The following is a 21,504-nucleotide window of genomic DNA, read 5'->3' as shown; positions in this document are numbered from 1 at the left end:
AAACTATCGGCAAAATCCATAAAAAATGATTACATGAAATATATTTCTTTTTCTATTGCTGTCGCTATATCTTTGGCAGGTTGTCAAACAACCTCATCTAAAAGCGAGCAATCCTTAGCCAATGTGCCAGTTAACTCGACTTCCGAAACACTGGCGCAAACAGCTACGCCTATTGACATCTCACACGCGTTATCAGGTGACACAGCAGCACCAAGCAAAGTGACTGATGATGAGCACCAATTATCTGATAAAGCGCTGACCGAACAGGATGTTTGGCATCGAATACGCTCACAATTTACATTTCACATACCAGAAAACAGACGCCTTGTAGCGCAACGCAACTGGTATGCAAAAAATCAACGTTATTTGGATCGCGTTGCAAATCGGGCGCAACCGTATATGCACTATATTGTTGAACAACTTGAAGCGGCAAATATTCCGATGGAAATTGCCCTACTGCCCATCGTTGAAAGCGCTTTTGACCCCTTTGCTTATTCCCATGGTAGAGCTTCAGGTATGTGGCAATTTGTCCCTGGCACGGGTACCCGCTTTGGTATGAAACAAAATTGGTGGTATGACGGGCGACGTGACATCATTGCCTCAACACAAGGGGCCATTAAGTATCTAAAATACCTCAATAAATTCTTTGACGGCGACTGGTTACTTGCTCTTGCCGCCTATAACTCTGGCGAAGGTCGAGTACGTAGAGCGATGCGTAATAATGCCAGAAAAAATATCCCTACCGATTTTTGGTCCCTAGATTTACCCAAAGAAACAAGAGCGTATGTCCCAAAATTACTTGCCTTGGCAGATATAGTTAAACGCCCAAGTCATTTCAATATTTCACTACAGCCCATCGAGAATAAGAGTGTTATAAGTGCGATTGATATTGGTTCACAGATAGATCTTGCTAAAGCGGCAGAATTAGCGGATATGACTCTGGAAGAGTTACAACATTTAAACCCGGGGTTTAACCGTTGGGCGACCGCTCCAAAAGGACCGCATTATTTAGTTATTCCTAATGAAAAAGCGGATAACTTCAAACAAAAGCTTGCCAATCTCTCAAAACAAGATCGCTTAGCGTGGCAACGGTATCGTATTAAACAAGGTGATAGCTTAGGCACCATCGCACAAAAGTTTAATACCGAAATAGGTGTGATTAAACAAGCGAATAATATCCGTGGTACACAGATACGTGCAGGCAAGCATCTGTTGATCCCAGTAGCCGCTCAGTCATTAGACAGTTACACTTTATCAAAAGCACAACGTCTAGCGAAAAAGCAGAATTATCGCCGTGGCAGTGAGAAAATAACCTATACGGTCAAATCTGGTGATAATTTCTGGGATATTAGCCGCAAGTATAAAGTCAATTATCGCCAATTAGCGAAATGGAATGGCATGTCGCCTCGCGATCCATTAAAACTTGGTCAAAAATTGGTGATATGGCGCAATAGTAAAACAACGAAACTTGAGCAAAAACCCGTTGAGCAAGCGATAGTCAGAAACATTACCTATAAGGTCAGACGTGGTGATTCATTTGCTCGCATTGCCGACAAATTCAACGTAACCATTAGTGATATTGAACGTTGGAACCGCTTAAATCGTAAAAAATACTTACAACCAGGGCAATTACTGAAATTATCCGTTGATGTCACTAACGCTATTTAATGACTGAACCGTATCATCAAACATGAAAAAGGCATTCAATTGAATGCCTTTTTCATTGAGTGACCGTGAGCTCTTTATCTTAGTATTACTTATTCTCTTTGGTCAGGCGTGTTAATAATTTATCTAAAGACGCTTCCAGTGGCGCTTCAACCTTAATGCGCTTTTCAGTCAATGGATGGATAAATTCAATGCTAGCTGCATGCAAGAACAACCGCTTAAGCCCTAAGGACTTCATCTCACCATCAAATTCCGGATGGCCATATTTATTATCTCCGGCAATTGGATGGCCTTTACACTGACAATGAACACGTATTTGATGAGTACGCCCAGTAACAGGAAACGCTCGAACCAGTGTCGCCCCTTTAAAATGTTGTAACACTTTATAACGGGTCTCAGATTCTTTACCGTTGATATTATCAACAACAACAACGCGCTCACCTGATTTTAAATCATTCTTTTTTAGCCCTTCAGTCACACGGGTTAATTTAGGTGACCAACGCCCTTTAACCAGCGCATGATAAAACTTTTGCACTTTTTTGTTGCGTAGCTGTTCATGTAAGTTGCGTAACGCCGAACGCTTTTTAGCGACCACTAAACAACCTGAGGTATCTCGGTCGAGTCGATGCACTAACTCTAACATTCGGGCATCAGGTCTAAGCGCTCTAAGGGCTTCAATCACACCAAAGTTAACGCCACTACCACCATGCACAGCCATCCCTGAAGGTTTATTAATCACCAACAAGCGTTCATCTTCAAACAAAATTTGTTTTTCAAGATTGGCAACCACATTCAGTTGCGTAGACACATTGGCAGATTTTTCTGACACACGGATCGGCGCTATTCGCAGAATATCTTCTTCACAAAGTTTATACTCTGGTTTAGTGCGTTTTTTGTTTACACGTATTTCCCCTTTACGTAATAAGCGATAAAGCATACTTTTGGGCACACCTTTAAGCGTTTTAACGAGGAAATTATCAATTCGTTGGCCAGCATCTTCACTATCGATAGTGATAAATCTGACTTGAGGTTTTGTACTTTCTGTCATAAATGCAAGTTTACCATACTTTTTTAGAAAATTACGCTAAATAAGCTAACGATTTAATTGCCTTTTTCATAAAAAAAGTGGGATAATAGCAATGTTGCACTATAATTGAACTGGCAACACCAAATTGGAAGCTTTTTGCGAATTGTAAGAGGTAGAATGCGGCTACATTATTGAGCATTACGACAAAAATGACTTAGTAACTGAAAAGCCTATTGCGAAATTGACGTGAGTATCTTGTCATAGTAGACGCATCAACATTCTATCCAGCGAGAAAAAAGCACTAGGTAAATTAGATTTAATAGTCTTTATTTATTTTCATTTGATATAAATATACGTTAACAAAAAATTTTAACGCATTTATCACGAGAAAAGACTATTAAACAAGCACAGCACCATTGCTGAGCACATAAAGAAACATAAACTAAACAGGTAAAGTGCCTGTTTATTGAATTGACAATCAGAAAATTTTAACAGCTTTTTGCGTAATATGGCGCATTAAGATTGACATCCGTGAGGCTGACAAATCGCTGTTACCAAGCGACAGATTGCTTTGTGTTCTAAGCAAGTAGTGTGCTGTGACTATTATTGAGTCAAGCTAACTATGAAACGTATGTTAATTAACGCTACACAATCAGAAGAATTGCGTGTAGCACTTGTTGATGGCCAACAACTGTATGATCTGGATATTGAAAGCCCAGGTCACGAACAGAAAAAATCCAATATTTATAAAGCAAAAATCACTCGAATTGAACCTTCTTTAGAAGCAGCCTTTGTTGATTATGGCGCTGAGCGTCATGGTTTCCTACCGATGAAGGAAATCGCCCGCGAATACTTCCCGAAAGGTTATACCTTCCAAGGCCGCCCTAACATCAAAGACGTGTTAACCGAAGGCCAAGAAGTCATTGTACAGATTGATAAAGAAGAGCGAGGCCAAAAAGGTGCAGCTTTAACAACCTTTATTAGTCTTGCTGGCAGCTATTTAGTGTTAATGCCAAATAACCCAAGAGCTGGCGGTATTTCACGCCGTATCGAAGGTGACGAGCGTACTGAATTAAAAGCGTCACTGAATAAATTAAACCTGCCAAAAGGTATGGGGTTAATTGTTCGAACTGCAGGCGTAGGTAAAGATTATGATGAATTAGAATGGGACTTAAATGTTCTATTACATCACTGGAAAGCCATTGAAGAAGCTGCAGCAAGCCAACCTGCCCCGTTTTTGATTCATCAAGAATCTAATGTAATTTTACGAGCCATTCGTGACTACTTACGCCGCGATATCGGTGAAGTACTGATTGACCGCCCGAAAATTTATGAGAGCGTTAAACAACACATTGAAGTGGTTCGCCCTGATTTTGCCAGTAAAGTAAAATTATATACTAACGATGTCCCATTATTTACCCATTATCAAATTGAGACTCAAATAGAGTCGGCATTTCAGCGCGAAGTACGCTTACCATCTGGTGGTTCAATCGTCATCGATCCAACCGAAGCAATGACCTCAATAGATATCAACTCTGCTCGTGCTACTAAAGGTGGAGATATCGAAGAAACCGCTTTTAATACCAACTTAGAAGCAGCCGATGAAATCGCCCGTCAATTACGCTTACGTGATTTAGGTGGTTTAGTGGTTATCGACTTTATTGATATGACTCCTGTACGTCACCAACGAGAAGTTGAAAACCGTATGCGCGAAGCAGTAAAACCTGATCGTGCTCGCATTCAATTAAGCCGCATTTCTCGCTTTGGCTTATTAGAAATGTCTCGTCAGCGTTTGCGTCCATCTATCGGAGAGACTAGTCAAGGCGTATGCCCGCGCTGTAACGGTACCGGTCATGTCAGAGGTGTTGAATCCCTTGCCTTGTCCGTATTACGTTTGATGGAAGAAGAAGCGATAAAAGACAATACCCAGCAAGTGCATGCACAAGTACCTGTACCTGTTGCTACCTATCTATTGAATGAAAAACGTCGCTCAGTATTTCATGTTGAAAAACACCACAACGTTAAAGTGTTGATCATTCCTAACCCTAATATGGATACTCCGCAATACGAAGTTATCCGTGTACGTCAGGATGAATCTGTTGCCGAAGCTAGTTATCAAGTGCCTGTCACTCAAGCGGTCACTGAAGAAGCGGTGATGCCTAAGTTTGATCAGACGGTAAGCAAAAAAGATGAACCGTTATTACAAGGGATGGCCTCTCCTACAAAAGCAGCTAAACCTGCTAAAGTAGCACAACCAACAACGAACAAGCCTAGTGAATCATCTGGCTTATTTGCTGGTATTGCAAAATGGTTGAAGGGACTTTTCTCTGACACTGAACAACAACCTAAAAAGTCACAACAGCAAGGCAATCGCAACCAAGAGCAACGCCCGCAACGTAACAGAAAAAACCAGCGTAGAAATGCTAAAGGTGATAATTACCAAAACAAACGTCATGACAAGAAAACAACGGTTAATGACAAGCAAGAAGTCACTGAGCAAAAATCAGCAAAACCTAACCGCAAACCACAGCAAAAACGTACGCAGAAACCTAAAGAAGAAAAGGTAGCTGAGAAACGTCAACGCCGTAATAGCCGTAAAAAAGTAAGAATGTCGGATGATAATGCGGAAAATATCAAAGCTGATGAGTTAAAATCAACTCAGGTTGATATAGATAAAACTAATGCAAAAGTTGCAGATACTGCAAAAGACACAACAGAAGTGGGTCAAACTGAATCGTCTGCAACAGCAAAGAAAAGCTCAGAAGATCGTCCAAGAAATCGTCGCTCACCAAGACATTTACGTTCTCATGGGCAAAGACGACGTGCAAAAGGTGAACAACAGGAAAACAAAGCACCAATTACAGCTGCTGAGCAAGCTGATCCTGTAGAAGCGCGCTACCCAGAAACTGAGACTGTTGAGACCCAAGTATCTGCATCAGAAAAGCAACAATCAGAACATGTTGATAATAATACTGAACAGCAAAATAGCCCTCAGACAGATACTCAGCAAGTTTCTGAAGCACAAGCTGTAGCTCAAGAAACGCCCGAAACTGCGGTTCGTCAGGAAGTCCAGCAAGACTTACCATTTGACGACACAGCTTCTACTGAAAATGAAGCACCGATGGTCAACAATAGTGCTGAGTCTGATGAGCAAGAATCAATTTCTGAGCCTGTCACAGAGCAATCAAACGATGACGCTAGTGAAGTAGCCGTAAAAGATGCAAAAGTATCTGACGAAGTAAGCACTGAGCAAACCGAGCCAAAGACATCAACGGATACAGAGGCAAAAGCGGTAACATCAGATGATAGCAAAGCAAGTGATGACGCCCCTGCTGAGCCTGCAGAAGTAAACACAGCTCCAGCAGTTTCTGAACAACCAGCAGTTGAATTATCACAAAAGAGTGATAATGCTGAAAGTGATGAAACTATTGATATCGCTTCTAAGCAGACAGCCTCTACAAAACCGGCAAATGTTAGAGTACGCTTTAAAGCATCATCGGCGATGGCTAAACCTGAAACCATCAATACTGTAAATGAAATACCTCGCGATTTCTTAACCAACGAAGAACGTAATGAGGTCAATATTTCAGGCAAAATGGCAATGATCAGTCACGCAGCCAACAGAAGCCAATCAGAGCCAACTAAACCATAGTCCAGCTCATTTTAGATAACTAAAGCAAACGGCTACTATTAAGTAGCCGTTTTTTATTAGTCTTACTTCGAACCTAGCACACTACTGACAACATAAACTTTGCATATTACTGGCAACCTTCAGCGCTAACACTTACTGTTCTATGTCAGTAATTTGTTTCAGCAAAGACAAATTTATTCACTCATAACTTGGTTATTACCAGCACATTTACCCCAACAATAAATCGTAATGAGAGGAGTAAAACCAATGATCAAATTAATAGATGTTTTACTAGGCAATATCGAAACTTGCCTGCTCAATCGCTTTTTTTAAAGGGATGTCAGGATAAAAGTTATCACGTAAGAAATGAATAAACTTTAATGTTCTAAAGGCATCAAACCAGACTGTCAGCTGACGTTCAAATTGCTGACGCTTACTGTTGCTTTGTTTTGCAATAAATTGCTCAAAGTGTAATGACTGCAATGCACAAACTATTTCATTATTGAGAGATGGGTACCAGTGCGCTAGTTGTGCTCTGTGCTCAAAAACACAGCGAAATTGTTCAAGTAACTCTTTTAATAAATCAAAGACTTTAGGATGATAATAGCAATACGTTTGCTGCGCTTGCTCAAGGGCAATAATTTTTTCAACTGCTGGCCCAGTGCCAAAAGGTACACGATCAGACGTTCTAGCCGTTAAAATGATTGGGCTGCCTGCTAACGAGACAACTTGACCAACTTTGGCTAATTTATTTAGTAAATAAAAGTCTTCACCTGCACTTTTTTTGGGAAATCCTCGCACGCTGGTATAAGCACTCGCTTTAAACGCTAAGATACTACCAATCGTAAAAAACGCATACGGGGATTGTGCATAACTTAAGCCGGCAACGTAATAACGCAAAGCTTGTTCATAGCGCAAGTTGGCTTGATGCAATACTCGATCATTACTGTAATGAGAAAAAGGGTAACAAGCAGCAACAACTTCATCAGCAGTGCCTAATTGGCAAGATAGCTTTTCGGCTAATGCTGTAAAATAATCATTTGGCAATAAAGCATCTGCATCGGTTGAATGTAACCATTGACTGTTGATATGTGCTGATTGGATTAACTGGCACGCGATATCCATACCGACTTTTCTCGCTAAACCAACCCCTTGTTTTACCTCAACCCCTTGGGTAAAACGATCAACAATCAAACAAGCCGAATTACTATGCGCAAATGCCAATAAGGTTAAGTTTTCACATTGCCAATTAACTTGACCTAACGCTAGAACTTGCTCAACTAATTCAGCTTGAGGTACCCTATCTTGATCGGTATCAGGTTGATTAACCACTAGGATCATCAAGACATTTTGCCTGGCTAATTCAGACTGCAAAAAATTACTGATAAACTGACACTTTTCTTTATATGCTGGGATCACAACAACATGCTGATAACTCAACTCATCGGGAAAATGCGTTAATAAACCCACTTCATACTCGGCATATTGATGCAGGTATTTATTAAAGGCACTCAAGCTAAATATCTCAGCATGGTTTTGTCATTTAATGCAACGCGGCACGAAATGGTAAACTTTCACAGATAGCAGCTTCTTCAGTTAGTATTTCCTCTAAACGTTGGTCAACTTCAGCCTTGTCAAAATATTCATAAGCTAATTCAACAAACAAGTTTTTATGTTTTTCTTCAGATTTAGCGATGGAAACATAGAAATCTTTCTCCTTGCCTTCAGGTAAAGCATCTCCAACCAGTGCGAATCGTTCATGACCACGCGCTTCTATCACTGCCGCTACCAATAAACGATCTAAAAAGAATACTTCTTTGCCATTACGAAATACTGCCCTGATCTTTTTGATATACATATCTTTTTCATCATTTGCCAATTGTATATCTTTCGCCTGCATCAATTTAAGAACTTGCTTAAAATGGATCAATTCTTCAATCGCCAGATCTGTCATAGCACGTACTAAGTTTTTTCGATCTGGATAGTGTGACAACATCGATACGGCCATGCCTGAAGCTTTTTTCTCTGCTGCCGCGTGATCACATAAAAACGCGTCAAAATCAGCCAATACAGCTTCTGTCCACTTAACAGGGGTTTTATACTTTAATTCAAACATTACAGCTGAAATCCTAACAATAACGGGAATAATTTGGCGCTATTTTAACGGGCTTTGCCACTACGTTAAACATATTCCCCGATTATTTTTGACAAATAAAAACGCCTGACAAATTAACATTTATCAGGCGATATCATTTCAAATGTTGCGATTAATGTCTGCGGTAACCTGCTATTGGCACTAATAAGAGCAATAAAAGCAGAAAATAGAAGCTACCACCACTGCTCGACTTCTCAGGATCTAACTGTTTAGCCACTTCTTCAGTGGGTAATACACCAATGACTCCCGGATCATCGACAGTGCCATTAACCTTACCGTCGGCATCATTTGGTCCACCATCTTCAATCATTAACTTGATACAATCATCTTGCTCATTTAACCCGAGTTGATAACTATCACTGCTAAACCTCGGGCAAACGCCATCAACAGACATTGCTGATGAAATGGTGTTATTTGCATCTTCGATAAAAGTAAGCCACTGCCCTGTTGAGTCATATTTACGATAAACGGCAAATGCTGGAATAGGATCATTGAGTGGAATTACTACATTGATCGAGCGACCAAATGGCACGATATGATTGATTTCAAAATCAAAGTAATCGCTCAAATGCTGATAAGAATCTTCTGAAACTAACTGCGTACTAGCAATTTCAGTTGCTGAAAGTGCGATACCATCTGAAAACTGTTGCTTAGCATATTTTCCTAAAATTAATTTTAACCCTGGCTCCGTTTCAATAAACTTATTCTGTGCCGCATTCACGTGTAATTGTTGTATATGCGCAATTAACGAATTATCTAAATAAGCGGGTATTCCGTCAAAATCTTCATCAACGAACCCTTCTTGCTCATCAGTGATCCCATCTCCATCACTATCAGATGCATCTAAACGACCGTGTTGCTCAAATAACGCAATATTTAAAACTTCTGTATGCGTCAGCTCCCCTTCGCCACTATCAGTGACTGTTACCGACACTTGAAACAAACCATGGTTTTCTTCAGGTAGTGATATTTCACTCGGTTGAAAATAAACATGAGATTGATTAGCACTGATCTCAGCCGATAAAAACTGTGGCAGATGCCATTCAATAATATGAGAATCATCACGATTCCCATCTTTAATCGCTAAATCTATACTCACTTCACCTTTATCAGCCGCAATGGATGACACTCTTTGCCCTTGCTGTTGCAAAATAAGTTCAGCCTTCGGAGTGATATTAGCCTCACTGATAGTAATAGTATGTGAAGAAAAATCACCTAAATTAACACTATCTTTAAAGGTAAGGATCAAGTTCTCTTCGGGCTCGGCTTGTAGGTCTTGCTTAATATCGATCTCAACAATTCCTCTGACCCCTTGCTCTATCACCACTTTATGATCTGAAAGAGTATAATCTAACGAATCAGCACTACCAGAAAGTGTAAATGGGAGTTCAAGCGGGTAAATTGGTGATTCACCAGAAAGCACAACTTCAACACTAACTCTTGTCCCCTCACCAACCACTTGCTCTTTGGCAAAACTGACAAGCGGCTGAATATTAATTGTTTGTTTAACCGTACCAATATTGCCGGCTTCATCTTCAGCTTGCCAAGTAATTTCTTGCTTGCCAGAAGGTAAGCTTTTCATCCCAGATTCAAAACCAACGGGAAGAACTTCACAACAATTATTGCCATCTCGTCCATCATCAGCAGATACCTGAGCATCAGCGATTAACTGCTCAAGGGTTAATGGTGTCAATATATGAGTGGCATCAAAGTACAGCGCATTAGGGGTATTAATCACAGGTGCATAATCATCAACTAATGGATTGGTTTGATTACGCTCTTCCGTGACATTATTAACACCATCATTATCAGTATCTAATGTCGCATCACTTGCATCAAATGGATTAAAGTCATAAGTCAGTTCAAAGGAATCACTCATTCCATCGTTATCATCATCAGGGTCGGCATTATCGCCGATACCATCTAAATCAAAATCAAACGATTCATTTGGATCTAAGGGTAAAACATCCAAGTAATCTAGGATACCATCACCATCATCATCGGTATCATAAACATTACCTATGCCATCTCCGTCAGTATCTACCGACTCAACAGGGTCAAGTGGGAATGCATCTTCCGTATCAATAACGCCGTCATTATCATCATCAGCATCAGCATTGTTGCCTATGCCATCGAGATCGTCATCACGCGATTCATTCACATCTAAGGGGAATAAGTCCTGATGATCAAGCACGCCATCATTGTCATCATCCGTATCTAAATTATTACCAATACCATCTTTATCGGTATCTAACCATTCACTGGCTAATAATGGAAAATCGTCGTTGTTATCTAATACACCGTCATTATCATCATCTGAATCGGCATTATTACCGACACCATCAAGATCAGCATCATCATATTCCTTGCGATCTAAAGGAAATAAATCATCACTATCAACAACACCATCATTATCATCATCATCGTCTGCATTGTTGCCAATGCCATCATTATCGGTATCTAACCATTCATTGGCATCGAGTGGGAATGCATCATGAGCATCAATGATATTATCACCATCATCGTCTGCATCAGCATTATTACCAATTAAATCACCATCAGTGTCTAATGATTCAGTGATATCGATAGGGAATGCATCTTGACTATCGATCACACCATCTCCATCATCATCGGTATCGGTATTATTACCAATGCCGTCATTATCAGTATCAAACCATTCAGTTACATCCAGTGGAAATGGGTCAACTGCATCAATAAAGCCATCGTTATCATCATCACTGTCGGTGTTATTACCTAAACCGTCGCCATCCGTATCACGTGATTCACTGTTAAGCAAAGGAAATGCATCTTCGGTATCAAGCACGCCATCATTGTCATCGTCGGTGTCGGTAATATTGGCAATACCATCATTATCAGTATCAGTGGTTGCCAACATGTTTAATGGCTCTGGATCATTACTGTCTAGAATACCGTCACCGTCATCGTCGGCATCAGCATTATTACCAATGCCATCACCATCGGTATCTAATTGTTCAAGTGGGTCTAATGGAAAAGCATCAATGCCATCACCAACACCGTCACCATCATCATCAGTGTCAGCCACATTACCTAAACCATCACCATCGGTATCAACAAATTCATTATTGTCTAATGGAAAAGCATCGCTAGAATCAACAATTCCATCGCCATCATCATCACTATCGCCAACATTGCCAATGCCATCACCATCGGTGTCTAAGTGTTCATTAGGATCAAGGGGAAAAGCATCCTCACTATCAGGGAAGGTATCATTGTCATCATCGGTATCCGTGTTATTGCCAATACCATCGCTATCAGTGTCATACCATTCGCTACTGTCATCAGGGAAGATGTCAAGATCATCCGTAATACCATCACCATCATTATCACTATCGGCATTATCTCCTAGACCATCACCATCGAGATCATTTGATTCCAAAGGATCCAATGGAAAAGCATCTAAACCGTCATCAACACCATCACCATCATCGTCATTATCGGCGTTATTGCCTATACCATCGTTATCGGTATCCAATTGTTCGAGCGGATCGGTATCAAACGCATCATAGAGATCTATCACACCATCGTTATCGTCATCACTGTCTGCGTTATTCCCTATGGTATCACTGTCATTATCCGCCCATTCAAGTGGATTTAACGGGAATGCATCAGCAACATCTAAATAACCATCGTTATCATCATCACTGTCTTGCGTATCGTCAATACAATCGCCATCAGTATCTAAGTAAAGTTCTGGGTCATAAGGGAATGGGTCATAAATATCAATAACGGGATCCCCATCATTGTTATTATCTGAAACATCAGGAATACCATCATTATCGTCATCAGTATCGGCATTATTACCAATACCATCTAAATCCGTGTCATGCCATTCAGACGGATCACTTGGGAACTTATCAATACCATCATCAACGCCATCACCATCAGAATCTACCCCTGTAGGTGTTGGCAATGGACAGGATGCAGATAAAGCCTGAGTACTTGGTAATACAAGCATCAAGCAGACAGATAAATAGGCAAATTTGGATTTCAACGACATAATATTCCTAATACTGCAATTAATGATGACTTAGCTCAAATTATAGAAAGCAATGATTAACTTTTACAATGCTGTTCATATTGACTAATAACCAGATTAATAACCGAACTGATTACCAAATCGGTAACTAAATCCTAAATTGAATGACGTAATATCATCAAATTGAGAAAAACTGGGTTGATACTTAAAGCCTAGATGTAAGGCAGTTTGTTTGCTCAGCTCGTAATGCACGTTAAAACCGAACAAGGCATTGACATCATTACTTTTGCTAAAATATTTTTCTTCATCTAATTCAGGCCACACAAACTTATTTTCAGTAAGGGCGAAACTGACACCGGCTAAATATTCAAAAGTCACTTTTTTCATTATCTTATTATAACTTTTAGGCTGGTAACGATAACTAGCAACAGCATCAACTGTATCAACTTTGAAATATAAATCACTGTTATTCCAGCTTATTTTTACATCATCTAAATAGCTATAACCAAGATTCCAATAAAAATTACTCGCTTTAGAAAATTTATCACTAACGGCAAAAGAAAACCCTTGGGTATTTGAGTCATCGCCTTGATGGAAAGAGAAACTTGTTTCAATCGCATTAATTGAAAAACTCATCACTATGCTCAAACTTAGCACAATGAAAGCGAATGTATGTTTGATTTGATCATGTAACAGGCTAGCAATTTTCATATTCAAGTCTCATTGGTGTCAAAAATTTATTAAACTAGATTTTTACTGCAAAAATCAAACCACAACTTGGCTTAAGGTAATTGGTACAGGTTAAATCCCTTTAAGCGCTTGAGTCAGCATACGCTTTACTTGCTGGCTAATTTTCTTTGAGGTCTCAGGCTCAAAGCCTTTAAAACTTGGTGTATGAATATGACCAACAGGTAACATAGGATTAAACTTCTCCCTCATGACAATGCTTCGATAAGAAATCTCGTTAGATAAATAACCCCCTCCTGAACCACTTACCGAGATTTTATTTTCTATTTGCGCAAGATCAGTTGCAGCAAATTTTGCTTGTCCAAGTGTTTCAACGAGGCGATTATCATTGACGTTAAATGGTTGTTGTATTTTGCTCATCATGGACACAGGTAAACTGAACTCGACAAATTCAGGTCCCGTAATGTCCTTGCCGTTTAATTTAGGTAAAATAGGATCGGTTGAACTTGCACCCGTAAAAATATTTACATTATCAGGTGCTTTTGCACTTCGGCGACGAGCGGGAAAACGCTCCAAGTCAAAATCAGTTCGCCCCATACTCACAGTCACTATCATATCAACCTTGTGGTAATAAGGACTAAGTAACTCCTCAATCATTCCTTGATCAAAATCAGCAAAACGTACAGGGACAATCATTGTCTCTATTTCGGCATTAATGCCATCCAAACTAATACTTAAATCATCTAACGCTAACGCAGTAACACCAGAAGGATTACTTTGGCTGATATCGCGATCGAGAAAAAACGGATCAAAACCGGTTAATAAGATTTTCTTCTTTGCACTTCGACTAAATTTAACGTCATGACTGCCCCGAGAAATCAACTCAAACTTCCATAATAACTGCTGTTGCTGCATCGGCAATAACGCCTGAAAAGCATTAGATGTGCGCAACGTTTTGCTCATCATTAACCTTGACCAATATAGGCTCCTATCATCAAAGCTTTGTAAGTTATCGACACTTATTACTGCATCTTTCCATAAACCATGACCATGACGAATAATCAATTGCGTTAATGCGGTAAGATTTCTTGCTTTTCTAATTTGCGATTTAAACAAGCTAACGCGCTGCGCTAATGGTTTGAATACCTCAGGAATGTCAGACTTTGCTTGTTCCAGTCTTAACTCTTCCACGGTAAGTTGATGCCAGTTAGTCGCATTGGTTGAAAAAATAACGTTAACAGCAACAAGTATTGATAGCAGAGGTAAAACTGATTTCATCAAATGGCCCTATTTGTTCAATTTTAAAAAAGTAATTAAAGGATTAGCATTACTGTTGGCTAGTTCTTTCTCACCTATTAGGGTCTTATAACCAATTTTGCCATGATTATACAATTTATTATGAAAAAGATTTTTCTAATCAATTTTAGAGTAAATGCTCGTTAAACACTTAAAAACTCTACTATCCAGAGCAACATATAGCATGCAAATAACATCAGTTAATGTAGTTTTATTACAAAAATAGCAAAATAGCTGTTGCTTTTTCAGTTGATAATGGCAAAGTGACCTGACAGTTAGTTTACGAAAAACGTTGTACCGCAGTCTTTATTGTCTCTTCAATAACTTTACTTGCCCACTCAACTCAACCCTAACTGTCCACAATCAATTACTAAAATTGTATAAAACTAAATCTATATTAAGGAGTAGCGCTTCAATGTGTTCGATATTTGGTATATTAGATATAAAAACAGATGCAGCGGCATTACGCCCAAAAGCCATCGAATGTTCCCGTTTATTACGTCACCGTGGCCCTGATTGGTCAGGGGTTTACAGTAATGATAATGCAATTTTAGTCCATGAAAGGCTTGCTATTGTAGGTACCGAAAATGGTGCTCAACCCTTGTATAACCATGATAAAACTCATGTACTTGCCGTTAATGGTGAAATTTATAACCATAAAGCACTGGCCAGTGAATTAAGCCAAGATTACCAATTCCAAACAGGCTCAGACTGTGAAGTGATTCTGCCCTTGTACCAAGAGCATGGTGCAAGCTTTATTGACAAATTACAGGGAATGTTCGCTTTTTGCCTATACAATGAAACCGATAACAGTTATTTAATCGCGCGAGATCATATTGGCATTATTCCTTTATATACTGGCTATGATGAAGACGGTAACTTTTATGTTGCCTCTGAAATGAAAGCATTAATGCCGTTATGTAAAACCGTTAGTGAATTTCCTCCAGGCCATTTATTAGATAGTCGTACGGGTGAATTAACTAAGTATTACAAACGCAACTGGCAAGAATATAAAGCCATTAAAGACAACCACACCAGTAAAGAACGTATTCGTGAAGCGTTAGAAGATTCAGTCAAAAGTCATTTGATGACAGATGTGCCATACGGCGTATTACTTTCTGGAGGCTTAGATTCTTCACTTATTTCATCTATCACCCAAAAGTTTGCGGCGCGTCGTGTTGAAGAAAATGATTTATCTGAAGCATGGTGGCCTCGCGTACACTCTTTTGCATGTGGCTTAGCAGGTTCACCTGACCTAGCTGCGGCAGAAAAAGTAGCTGAAAGTATCGGCACCATTCATCACAGCGTTATTTTTACTGAACAAGAAGGGATAGATGCCTTAAAAGAAGTCATTTATCACTTAGAAACCTATGACGTAACTACCATTCGGGCTTCAACCCCTATGTATCTAATGGCAAGAAAAATTAAAGCCATGGGCATAAAAATGGTGTTATCTGGCGAAGGTGCAGATGAAATCTTTGGTGGCTATTTATATTTCCATAAAGCTCCTAACGCTCAAGAGTTTCATGAAGAGCTTAACCGTAAACTTGAAAAACTGCATATGTTTGACTGTTTACGTGCCAATAAATCCATGTCTGCTTGGGGCATTGAAGCACGCGTACCGTTTTTAGATAAAAACTTTTTAGACGTGGCCATGCGCATTAACCCTGAAGATAAAATGTGCGGCAATGGTAAAATTGAAAAAGGTATTCTACGTGCTTCGTTTGAAGGTTATCTGCCTGAAGAAATATTATGGCGCCAGAAAGAGCAATTTTCAGACGGTGTTGGTTACTCATGGATTGATGGCTTGAAAGCTTATGTAGAAAGCCAAGTGACCGATCAACAACTTGAAAATGCAGAGTTTAAGTTCCCAGTGAACACGCCAGACACTAAAGAAGCTTATTTCTATCGTTGTATTTTTGAAGAGCACTTTCCACTGCCTTCGGCTGCAGAATGTGTTCCTGGTGGTAAATCTGTTGCTTGTAGCACACCGCAAGCACTTGCCTGGGATGAAGCATTTAGCAATATGGCCGATCCTTCTGGACGTGCTGTTATGAGTGTACACAACGACAGTTACTAATACTGTAACTGCCAAACATAACTCAAGATAAAACGGTGAAAGGCAACTTTCACCGTTTTTTGTTAACTAATCGAAAATAAATCCCGATAAACTATTAAATATTCGTAAAATTTGTTTTAAAGTTAGCTTTTGTATTTATAACCCTTAAGGCAGCTATTGTGTCAAATCGTGTTGAACCAGAAATTCCATCTATCACGTTAGATCAGGACCAAGTTAAATCCTCCCATCATGCATCATCAGCACAAAAATCAGCTAAAGCCGAATCTTCACCTGTAAAAAGCTCAAGCAAAGGCAATACGCTATTAAATATTGTGATTATTGCCGGCTTAGCAGCAAGTTCTTGGTATTTTTATCAAGAAAACATCAAACTACAGGCATTAATTGGGCAATCAGAGCAGAGAATACAGTCGCTTGAAAACCAGTTATCAGCCACTGGTGAAGAAATGGGCGAGTCGACAATTGCACTGAAAGCAAAACTTGAGGCAATAACTGAAAAAACCGAAAAACTTTGGGAGGAAATGGACAAACTATGGGCTTCAGCTTGGCGTCGTAACCAAAGTGAAATTAAAACCTTACGTAGTGACAGTAAAAAGTTACAAACTGCCTCAAACAACCATACACAGCAACTGAAAAATACTATCGCTTCGCTAGCTACCATTAATGATAAACTCACGGCAAACGAATTAAACATGAACGCCCTAGCCGATCAAATTACTGCCGCTAATAGTGTGCAAAATGATATTGCTAACATTCGAAACGAAGTAAAAACCTTAAGCGAAAAATCATCAAACCGAGATGCTCAACAAATTGAAGTGGCAACCAGTGTTAACCAACTTGAAATGTCGGTTACCTTGTTAGTGGAACGTTTAGAGCAATTAGAACGTTCCCAAGGGCAAAGCTCAAGTACAATTCCTAGTCAATAACATTGGTACCCCCCCTTAAGACAAATAAGTACGGCTTGTTTGTCTTATTTTTGTGTCTGTAACATATTTACCAACTAAATCTTATCCAAGTTCACTACTTCCCTCTGAAACAGCCTATAATTCAAAAAACACCAAAATTGGTTGAATTTCATACAAAACGCTGAAATAATTTATTTCGATTGTCATTGAGTTAATGAAGCTAAATACACCTAGTTTATAAACTAAGACATGGTTAATATTTTAAAAGGAGTTATGTAATGAAACCAATAATACTCTTGCTTAGTACCGCTTTATTATGTTTATCTTTTCAAGTGTACGGGAGTCAATGCCTTGAAGGAAAAAAAACAATTACCGAATGGATAAAAGAAGATGGCACCTATTCAGATTTTAAACTTCCCAAAATCATTAAAAATAGTCAAGCCTGTTTATTAAGACCAAATGAAGGAACAAAACTACAATCGACTAGCGACTTTTTCGATCTTTTGCGAAAACAAATGACAGTCGATCACAAGCGTAAAATTACTTTTAATGAGCTCCCTAATTTGTTGGTTACACTTGGGCACAATTATAACGTGTATCTGATAAAACCTTGTGATTTAGGTCCCAAACCACATCATGGCTGTCAAAACAGCTCAGATATTTTTTTAGGCTTTGTTGCTGAAAGTCGAAGGAATCCTGGTAAAAAATCGAATGTTACTTTCTCTATGAATCAATATATTGCCAATGTAGAAAATTAAACAGGCAATTTTTTACTATTTAACAAACAAAATTAGGACCACTTCTTCAATAAGATAATTCATAAATTTAAACAGCATATAACGCCGATTAATATGCAATTCATTGTTGAGTTAAGATATGTGTGGCTCTAACAAATGCCAACTGTAATTTGTCCGATTAAATGCCTCGTAAGTATAAATTCTACGACACTACTTATGTTTAGGTTCTAATGCTTTTCTCATTTTTTCTCTGTTATATTTGGCTTTATCTAACTTTTTACTATTTCTACTTCGATAACCTTTTTTGAGCGTTTCATTAATTCTTTCATCACGCTTTAACAAGTAGTTTTGATAAACACTAAACATCCCTGTTTTAATTAAAAAAGGCTTCAAGCCTAACCCTACAAAAAGTAATAATGGAACATAATAAACTAGGTAGAAAGGTGCAACAAATACAAAGATCCATACCCCCCAGAGCATAACTATAAAGATGCCTCTAGCTAAAGGACCATATTCAAAGTTTTCTCTTCGCAATGATTTAGACTCCATTCATGCTAATGCCCCATTCAGGGGGTTTTAATAGATGGCTACAATAACGAATGCAGTGAGGAAAGGCTAAGCGTTTACGTTCAATAGCCATGATGGCCTTAGCAGTTCCTAGCACTAAAACCTAAAATAGAAAAAACCAGAAAAAACTAACATAAACAGTCCCATGACAATATAAAAAATCGCAGTCGTATTATTAGGCTTTACAGAATTAGATATAAAATACTCATTAATACTTGAAACTAACTTAGCCAATAAGTACTTATCTTTAGATTTTTTCAATTTTAATTGACCTGTACCAATCCAGCTTTGAACCGATACTTGTATATCAGCATTGATATTTGGCAACTTAATTAATGAAAGCTGCTCTTCAAATTGAATATTATTTTGATTCAATGCGTAATGTAGTGAATTTCTAAATGAATCATCAGAAACTCCTATAGCCATATAGCCTTTCATTTGAATCCAGAAAAAACCTAACAGAACAAAAAACATTAGCGGGCTAATGTATGACATTACCCCTATATCACCCGTAGAAGAAGTGTGTATTTCAAATGACATAATTAACTGAGGTGAAAATCCCAACACCATAAAAACAAAAAATACTTTTGATGACAGCAGCAAAGGTTTCTTTAATGCTATAACTTTGACACCGATAAATAGAAAAAATATTGCCATAAAGGCAATCACTAATGGAAAATAAATGCTCAAAATAAAACTCCTTGTTGATTGAACAGCTAACGCCCTGTTATGGGGCGAGTATTAGCTTGCTAAACTAGGTGAGGAACGAACCCAATCAAACTATTACGAGTCCCATCCGTTAACTGCTTGTTGTAAGTACTTCACTACTTACCTGCTTTTCCAGCCTCTAAAATTGGTAATCCAGCTTCTGTAGGAATATAGATTCGCTCTCCTTTACCATCTTGTAAGCCTTTAATCCAAACATACCTTAGGTATTCCTCATTACCTTTCAATGATTCGCCTATAATTTTGTTTGCCTCAGCAGCAGCTTTTGCACGCTCAATGTCTGCTTGACCTTCTGCTCTAGCTTGCACGATTTTAGCTTTTCCATCGGCTTCAGCCAAAGTCACTCTTGCTTTTGCTTGCATAAGAGCAGCAGCTTCACGAGCCTTTGCTTCTTCGATAAGTATTTGTTTACTCCATTCGGCTTCTTTTAAAGCAGCAATACCATTCATTTCTAGTTTATAGACTTTATACTTTGGCCAAGCCCACAAAGCCACAACAATTAATAGAACAAAAAATAAAATCAGGCCAATAAGGCCACCGAATGCAATCGCATTTCTGTTAGGATGCATGAACTCTCCTTAGTACTTATAGCCCGCATAATGGGCTGATAATATTTGGCTAAAATGTGAAGCGAAGCGGAACCGAGCAAGCTGTTAGCAGTCGCGTCACTTAATGCGTTTGATACTTATTGAACCTTCTCCCCGAAGTTTAACCATTGGCTAAACTTCAAGGCGACCAAACTAAAAGGAGAAAGCTCAATGAAATTCTATACCAAATTACACGATTTTTATTGCGGAATCGACCTGCATGCGCGAATTCTTTATGTGTGCATTCTGGATGAGCATGGTAACAAAGTACTTCATCAAAAAATTGCAGCTTACAAAGAAGCACTGTTAAGCCTTATCTCCCCTTATATTGGTCAAGTAGTGATTGGCGTCGAGTGCATGCATTGCTGGTACTGGGTTAGTGACCTGTGTGCTGAACACAACATTGACTTTGTCTTGGGGCATGCCTGTATATGAAAGCCATTCATGGCGGTAAAAATCGACTCCTATAAAATTACCTGCTTGCTCAGAGGGGCAACTTTCCTCTCACCTATAGCGACCCACAAGAAATGCGCTCAATACGCGATTTACTTCGCAGAAGAACTAAATTAGTTCGTCATGGTGCGCAACTTAAAGCGCATATCGTCAATACCAATAGCCAATAGCTAATACAATTATCCCGCGCTTGAATTACACATGAAAAACCCTTCAGCTCGCGAAGCCCTTAGACACCGTTTTGAAGATGAGGTGGTTCAACGGAACGTCAATTTCGACATAGCCATTCTTGATAGTTACGCCAAAGAGCTTAAATATCTTGAATACTTCATCGAGCGAAAAGCAAAACAGCATCGTCCTGATTATTACGCACAACTACGCACTATTCCTGGTATTGGCGTTATTCTCGCCATGACCATTCTCTATGAAATTGGCGATATTGATAGGTTCGAGTCGGTTCAAAAATTTGCGTCGTATTGCCGATTAGTCAAATGCAAAGCAGAGTCAGCCGGTAAAACCTATGGCACGTCGGGTAATAAAATAGGTAACGGCCATCTAAAGTGGGCATTTAGTGAAGCTGCGGTACTGTATTTACGGGGTAACGATAAAGCGCGTCGCTATTTAAACAAGTTACAAAAACGCATGAGCAAGGCCAAAGCCTTATCGGCTCTTGCGCATAAATTGGGTCGCTGTGTTTACTACATGCTGAAACATAAAACGGTATTTGATGATGAACGATTTTTAACGCCTTAAGTCGCACAATGGGGTGAGCTGAACACCTAACTGGATGAGCAAGAACGACCCTGAGTTATTTGCGTTTAAGTTTGCTGTGAGCATGCAAAAGCAGGTAAATGTCGTCGCCGTATAAGCCTTGTCGCTTGATTAGACACCCCATTGGTGCGCATCTAACAATGAGCAAAATCGTTTACACCTTAACTGAGCCTGAAACTAACTGACCCTTATAAAAAATAAG

At 39.2% G+C, this 21,504-nt stretch carries 14 protein-coding genes and 1 pseudogene; 6 read left to right on the top strand and 9 right to left on the bottom strand.

Features of this window, described 5'->3' with window-relative positions:
- The first annotated feature begins 33 nt into the window (after positions 1-33).
- Positions 34-1,668, top strand: a complete 1,635-nt coding sequence (locus IV514_RS12615) for a LysM peptidoglycan-binding domain-containing protein (RefSeq protein ID WP_206485624.1) — start codon at positions 34-36, stop codon at positions 1,666-1,668.
- Positions 1,669-1,753: 85 nt separating this feature from the next.
- On the opposite strand, the gene rluC is transcribed toward IV514_RS12615, so the two are convergent.
- A complete protein-coding gene (gene rluC, locus IV514_RS12610) occupies positions 1,754-2,713 on the bottom strand; it encodes a 23S rRNA pseudouridine(955/2504/2580) synthase RluC (protein WP_206485623.1) in 960 nt (319 codons plus the stop codon).
- 601 nt (positions 2,714-3,314) lie between these two features.
- On the opposite strand from rluC, the gene rne reads away from it, so the two are divergent.
- A complete protein-coding gene (gene rne, locus IV514_RS12605) occupies positions 3,315-6,344 on the top strand; it encodes a ribonuclease E (protein WP_206485622.1) in 3,030 nt (1,009 codons plus the stop codon).
- 270 nt (positions 6,345-6,614) lie between these two features.
- Here rne and IV514_RS12600 read toward each other — a convergent pair whose 3' ends face one another.
- The 5 genes from IV514_RS12600 to IV514_RS12580 form a co-directional block, all read right to left on the bottom strand.
- Positions 6,615-7,838: a glycosyltransferase family 2 protein gene (locus IV514_RS12600; protein WP_206485621.1), complete on the bottom strand. Its 1,224-nt coding sequence runs from the start codon at positions 7,836-7,838 to the stop codon at positions 6,615-6,617.
- A 28-nt stretch (positions 7,839-7,866) separates the two neighbouring features.
- Positions 7,867-8,439: a tRNA-(ms[2]io[6]A)-hydroxylase gene (locus IV514_RS12595; protein ID WP_206485620.1), complete on the bottom strand. Its 573-nt coding sequence runs from the start codon at positions 8,437-8,439 to the stop codon at positions 7,867-7,869.
- Between the two features lie 151 nt (positions 8,440-8,590).
- Entirely contained in the window at positions 8,591-12,517 is a 3,927-nt protein-coding gene (locus IV514_RS12590) for a thrombospondin type 3 repeat-containing protein (RefSeq protein ID WP_206485619.1), read from the bottom strand.
- Positions 12,518-12,613: 96 nt separating this feature from the next.
- On the bottom strand, positions 12,614-13,132 hold the full coding sequence (locus tag IV514_RS12585) for a hypothetical protein (protein WP_206485618.1): 519 nt from the start codon (positions 13,130-13,132) through the stop codon (positions 12,614-12,616).
- Positions 13,133-13,297: 165 nt separating this feature from the next.
- Entirely contained in the window at positions 13,298-14,461 is a 1,164-nt protein-coding gene (locus IV514_RS12580; RefSeq protein WP_206485617.1) for a hypothetical protein, read from the bottom strand.
- Positions 14,462-14,894: 433 nt separating this feature from the next.
- Between IV514_RS12580 and asnB the strand changes: the two genes are divergently transcribed.
- The 3 genes from asnB to IV514_RS12565 all read left to right on the top strand — a co-directional run bounded on the left by asnB (position 14,895) and on the right by IV514_RS12565 (position 18,219).
- Complete coding sequence (asnB, locus tag IV514_RS12575) at positions 14,895-16,559, top strand: asparagine synthase B (RefSeq protein WP_206485616.1); 1,665 nt, start codon at positions 14,895-14,897, stop codon at positions 16,557-16,559.
- Between the two features lie 158 nt (positions 16,560-16,717).
- Positions 16,718-17,482, top strand: coding sequence for a hypothetical protein (locus IV514_RS12570; RefSeq protein WP_206485615.1), 765 nt, complete (start codon positions 16,718-16,720; stop codon positions 17,480-17,482).
- Positions 17,483-17,739: 257 nt separating this feature from the next.
- Entirely contained in the window at positions 17,740-18,219 is a 480-nt protein-coding gene (locus IV514_RS12565) for a hypothetical protein (RefSeq protein WP_206485614.1), read from the top strand.
- 189 nt (positions 18,220-18,408) lie between these two features.
- On the opposite strand, the gene IV514_RS12560 is transcribed toward IV514_RS12565, so the two are convergent.
- The 3 genes from IV514_RS12560 to IV514_RS12550 all read right to left on the bottom strand — a co-directional run bounded on the left by IV514_RS12560 (position 18,409) and on the right by IV514_RS12550 (position 20,060).
- Positions 18,409-18,747, bottom strand: coding sequence for a hypothetical protein (locus IV514_RS12560; protein ID WP_206485613.1), 339 nt, complete (start codon positions 18,745-18,747; stop codon positions 18,409-18,411).
- A 114-nt stretch (positions 18,748-18,861) separates the two neighbouring features.
- Positions 18,862-19,455 carry a hypothetical protein gene (locus IV514_RS12555; protein ID WP_206485612.1) on the bottom strand — a complete coding sequence of 198 codons (594 nt, stop codon included), beginning with the start codon at positions 19,453-19,455 and terminating at the stop codon, positions 18,862-18,864.
- A gap of 134 nt (positions 19,456-19,589) precedes the next feature.
- The gene (locus IV514_RS12550) at positions 19,590-20,060 is read right to left on the bottom strand and encodes a hypothetical protein (protein WP_206485611.1); all 471 of its coding nucleotides are present in this window, start codon (positions 20,058-20,060) and stop codon (positions 19,590-19,592) included.
- A gap of 189 nt (positions 20,061-20,249) precedes the next feature.
- Here IV514_RS12550 and IV514_RS12545 point away from each other — a divergent pair.
- A pseudogene (locus IV514_RS12545) lies at positions 20,250-21,284 on the top strand (IS110 family transposase).
- Positions 21,285-21,504: the final 220 nt, after the last annotated feature.

Origin of the sequence: Thalassotalea sp. G2M2-11 (assembly GCF_017168195.1) — a bacterium.
Lineage (GTDB): Bacteria > Pseudomonadota > Gammaproteobacteria > Enterobacterales > Alteromonadaceae > Thalassotalea_E.
The sequence above is the reverse complement of the archived record's forward strand: the minus strand, read 5'-3'. Positions and strand labels throughout refer to the sequence as shown.

Bases quoted from the DNA above. Each gene is read 5' to 3' on its own strand.
- IV514_RS12615 (WP_206485624.1), top strand. From the start codon at position 34: ATGAAATATATTTCTTTTTCTATTGCTGTCGCTATATCTTTGGCAGGT.
- rluC (WP_206485623.1), bottom strand. From the start codon at position 2,713: ATGACAGAAAGTACAAAACCTCAAGTCAGATTTATCACTATCGATAGT.
- rne (WP_206485622.1), top strand. From the start codon at position 3,315: ATGAAACGTATGTTAATTAACGCTACACAATCAGAAGAATTGCGTGTA.
- IV514_RS12595 (WP_206485620.1), bottom strand. From the start codon at position 8,439: ATGTTTGAATTAAAGTATAAAACCCCTGTTAAGTGGACAGAAGCTGTA.
- IV514_RS12590 (WP_206485619.1), bottom strand. From the start codon at position 12,517: ATGTCGTTGAAATCCAAATTTGCCTATTTATCTGTCTGCTTGATGCTT.
- IV514_RS12585 (WP_206485618.1), bottom strand. From the start codon at position 13,132: ATGAGTTTTTCAATTAATGCGATTGAAACAAGTTTCTCTTTCCATCAA.
- IV514_RS12580 (WP_206485617.1), bottom strand. From the start codon at position 14,461: ATGAAATCAGTTTTACCTCTGCTATCAATACTTGTTGCTGTTAACGTT.
- asnB (WP_206485616.1), top strand. From the start codon at position 14,895: ATGTGTTCGATATTTGGTATATTAGATATAAAAACAGATGCAGCGGCA.
- IV514_RS12565 (WP_206485614.1), top strand. From the start codon at position 17,740: ATGAAACCAATAATACTCTTGCTTAGTACCGCTTTATTATGTTTATCT.
- IV514_RS12560 (WP_206485613.1), bottom strand. From the start codon at position 18,747: ATGGAGTCTAAATCATTGCGAAGAGAAAACTTTGAATATGGTCCTTTA.
- IV514_RS12550 (WP_206485611.1), bottom strand. From the start codon at position 20,060: ATGCATCCTAACAGAAATGCGATTGCATTCGGTGGCCTTATTGGCCTG.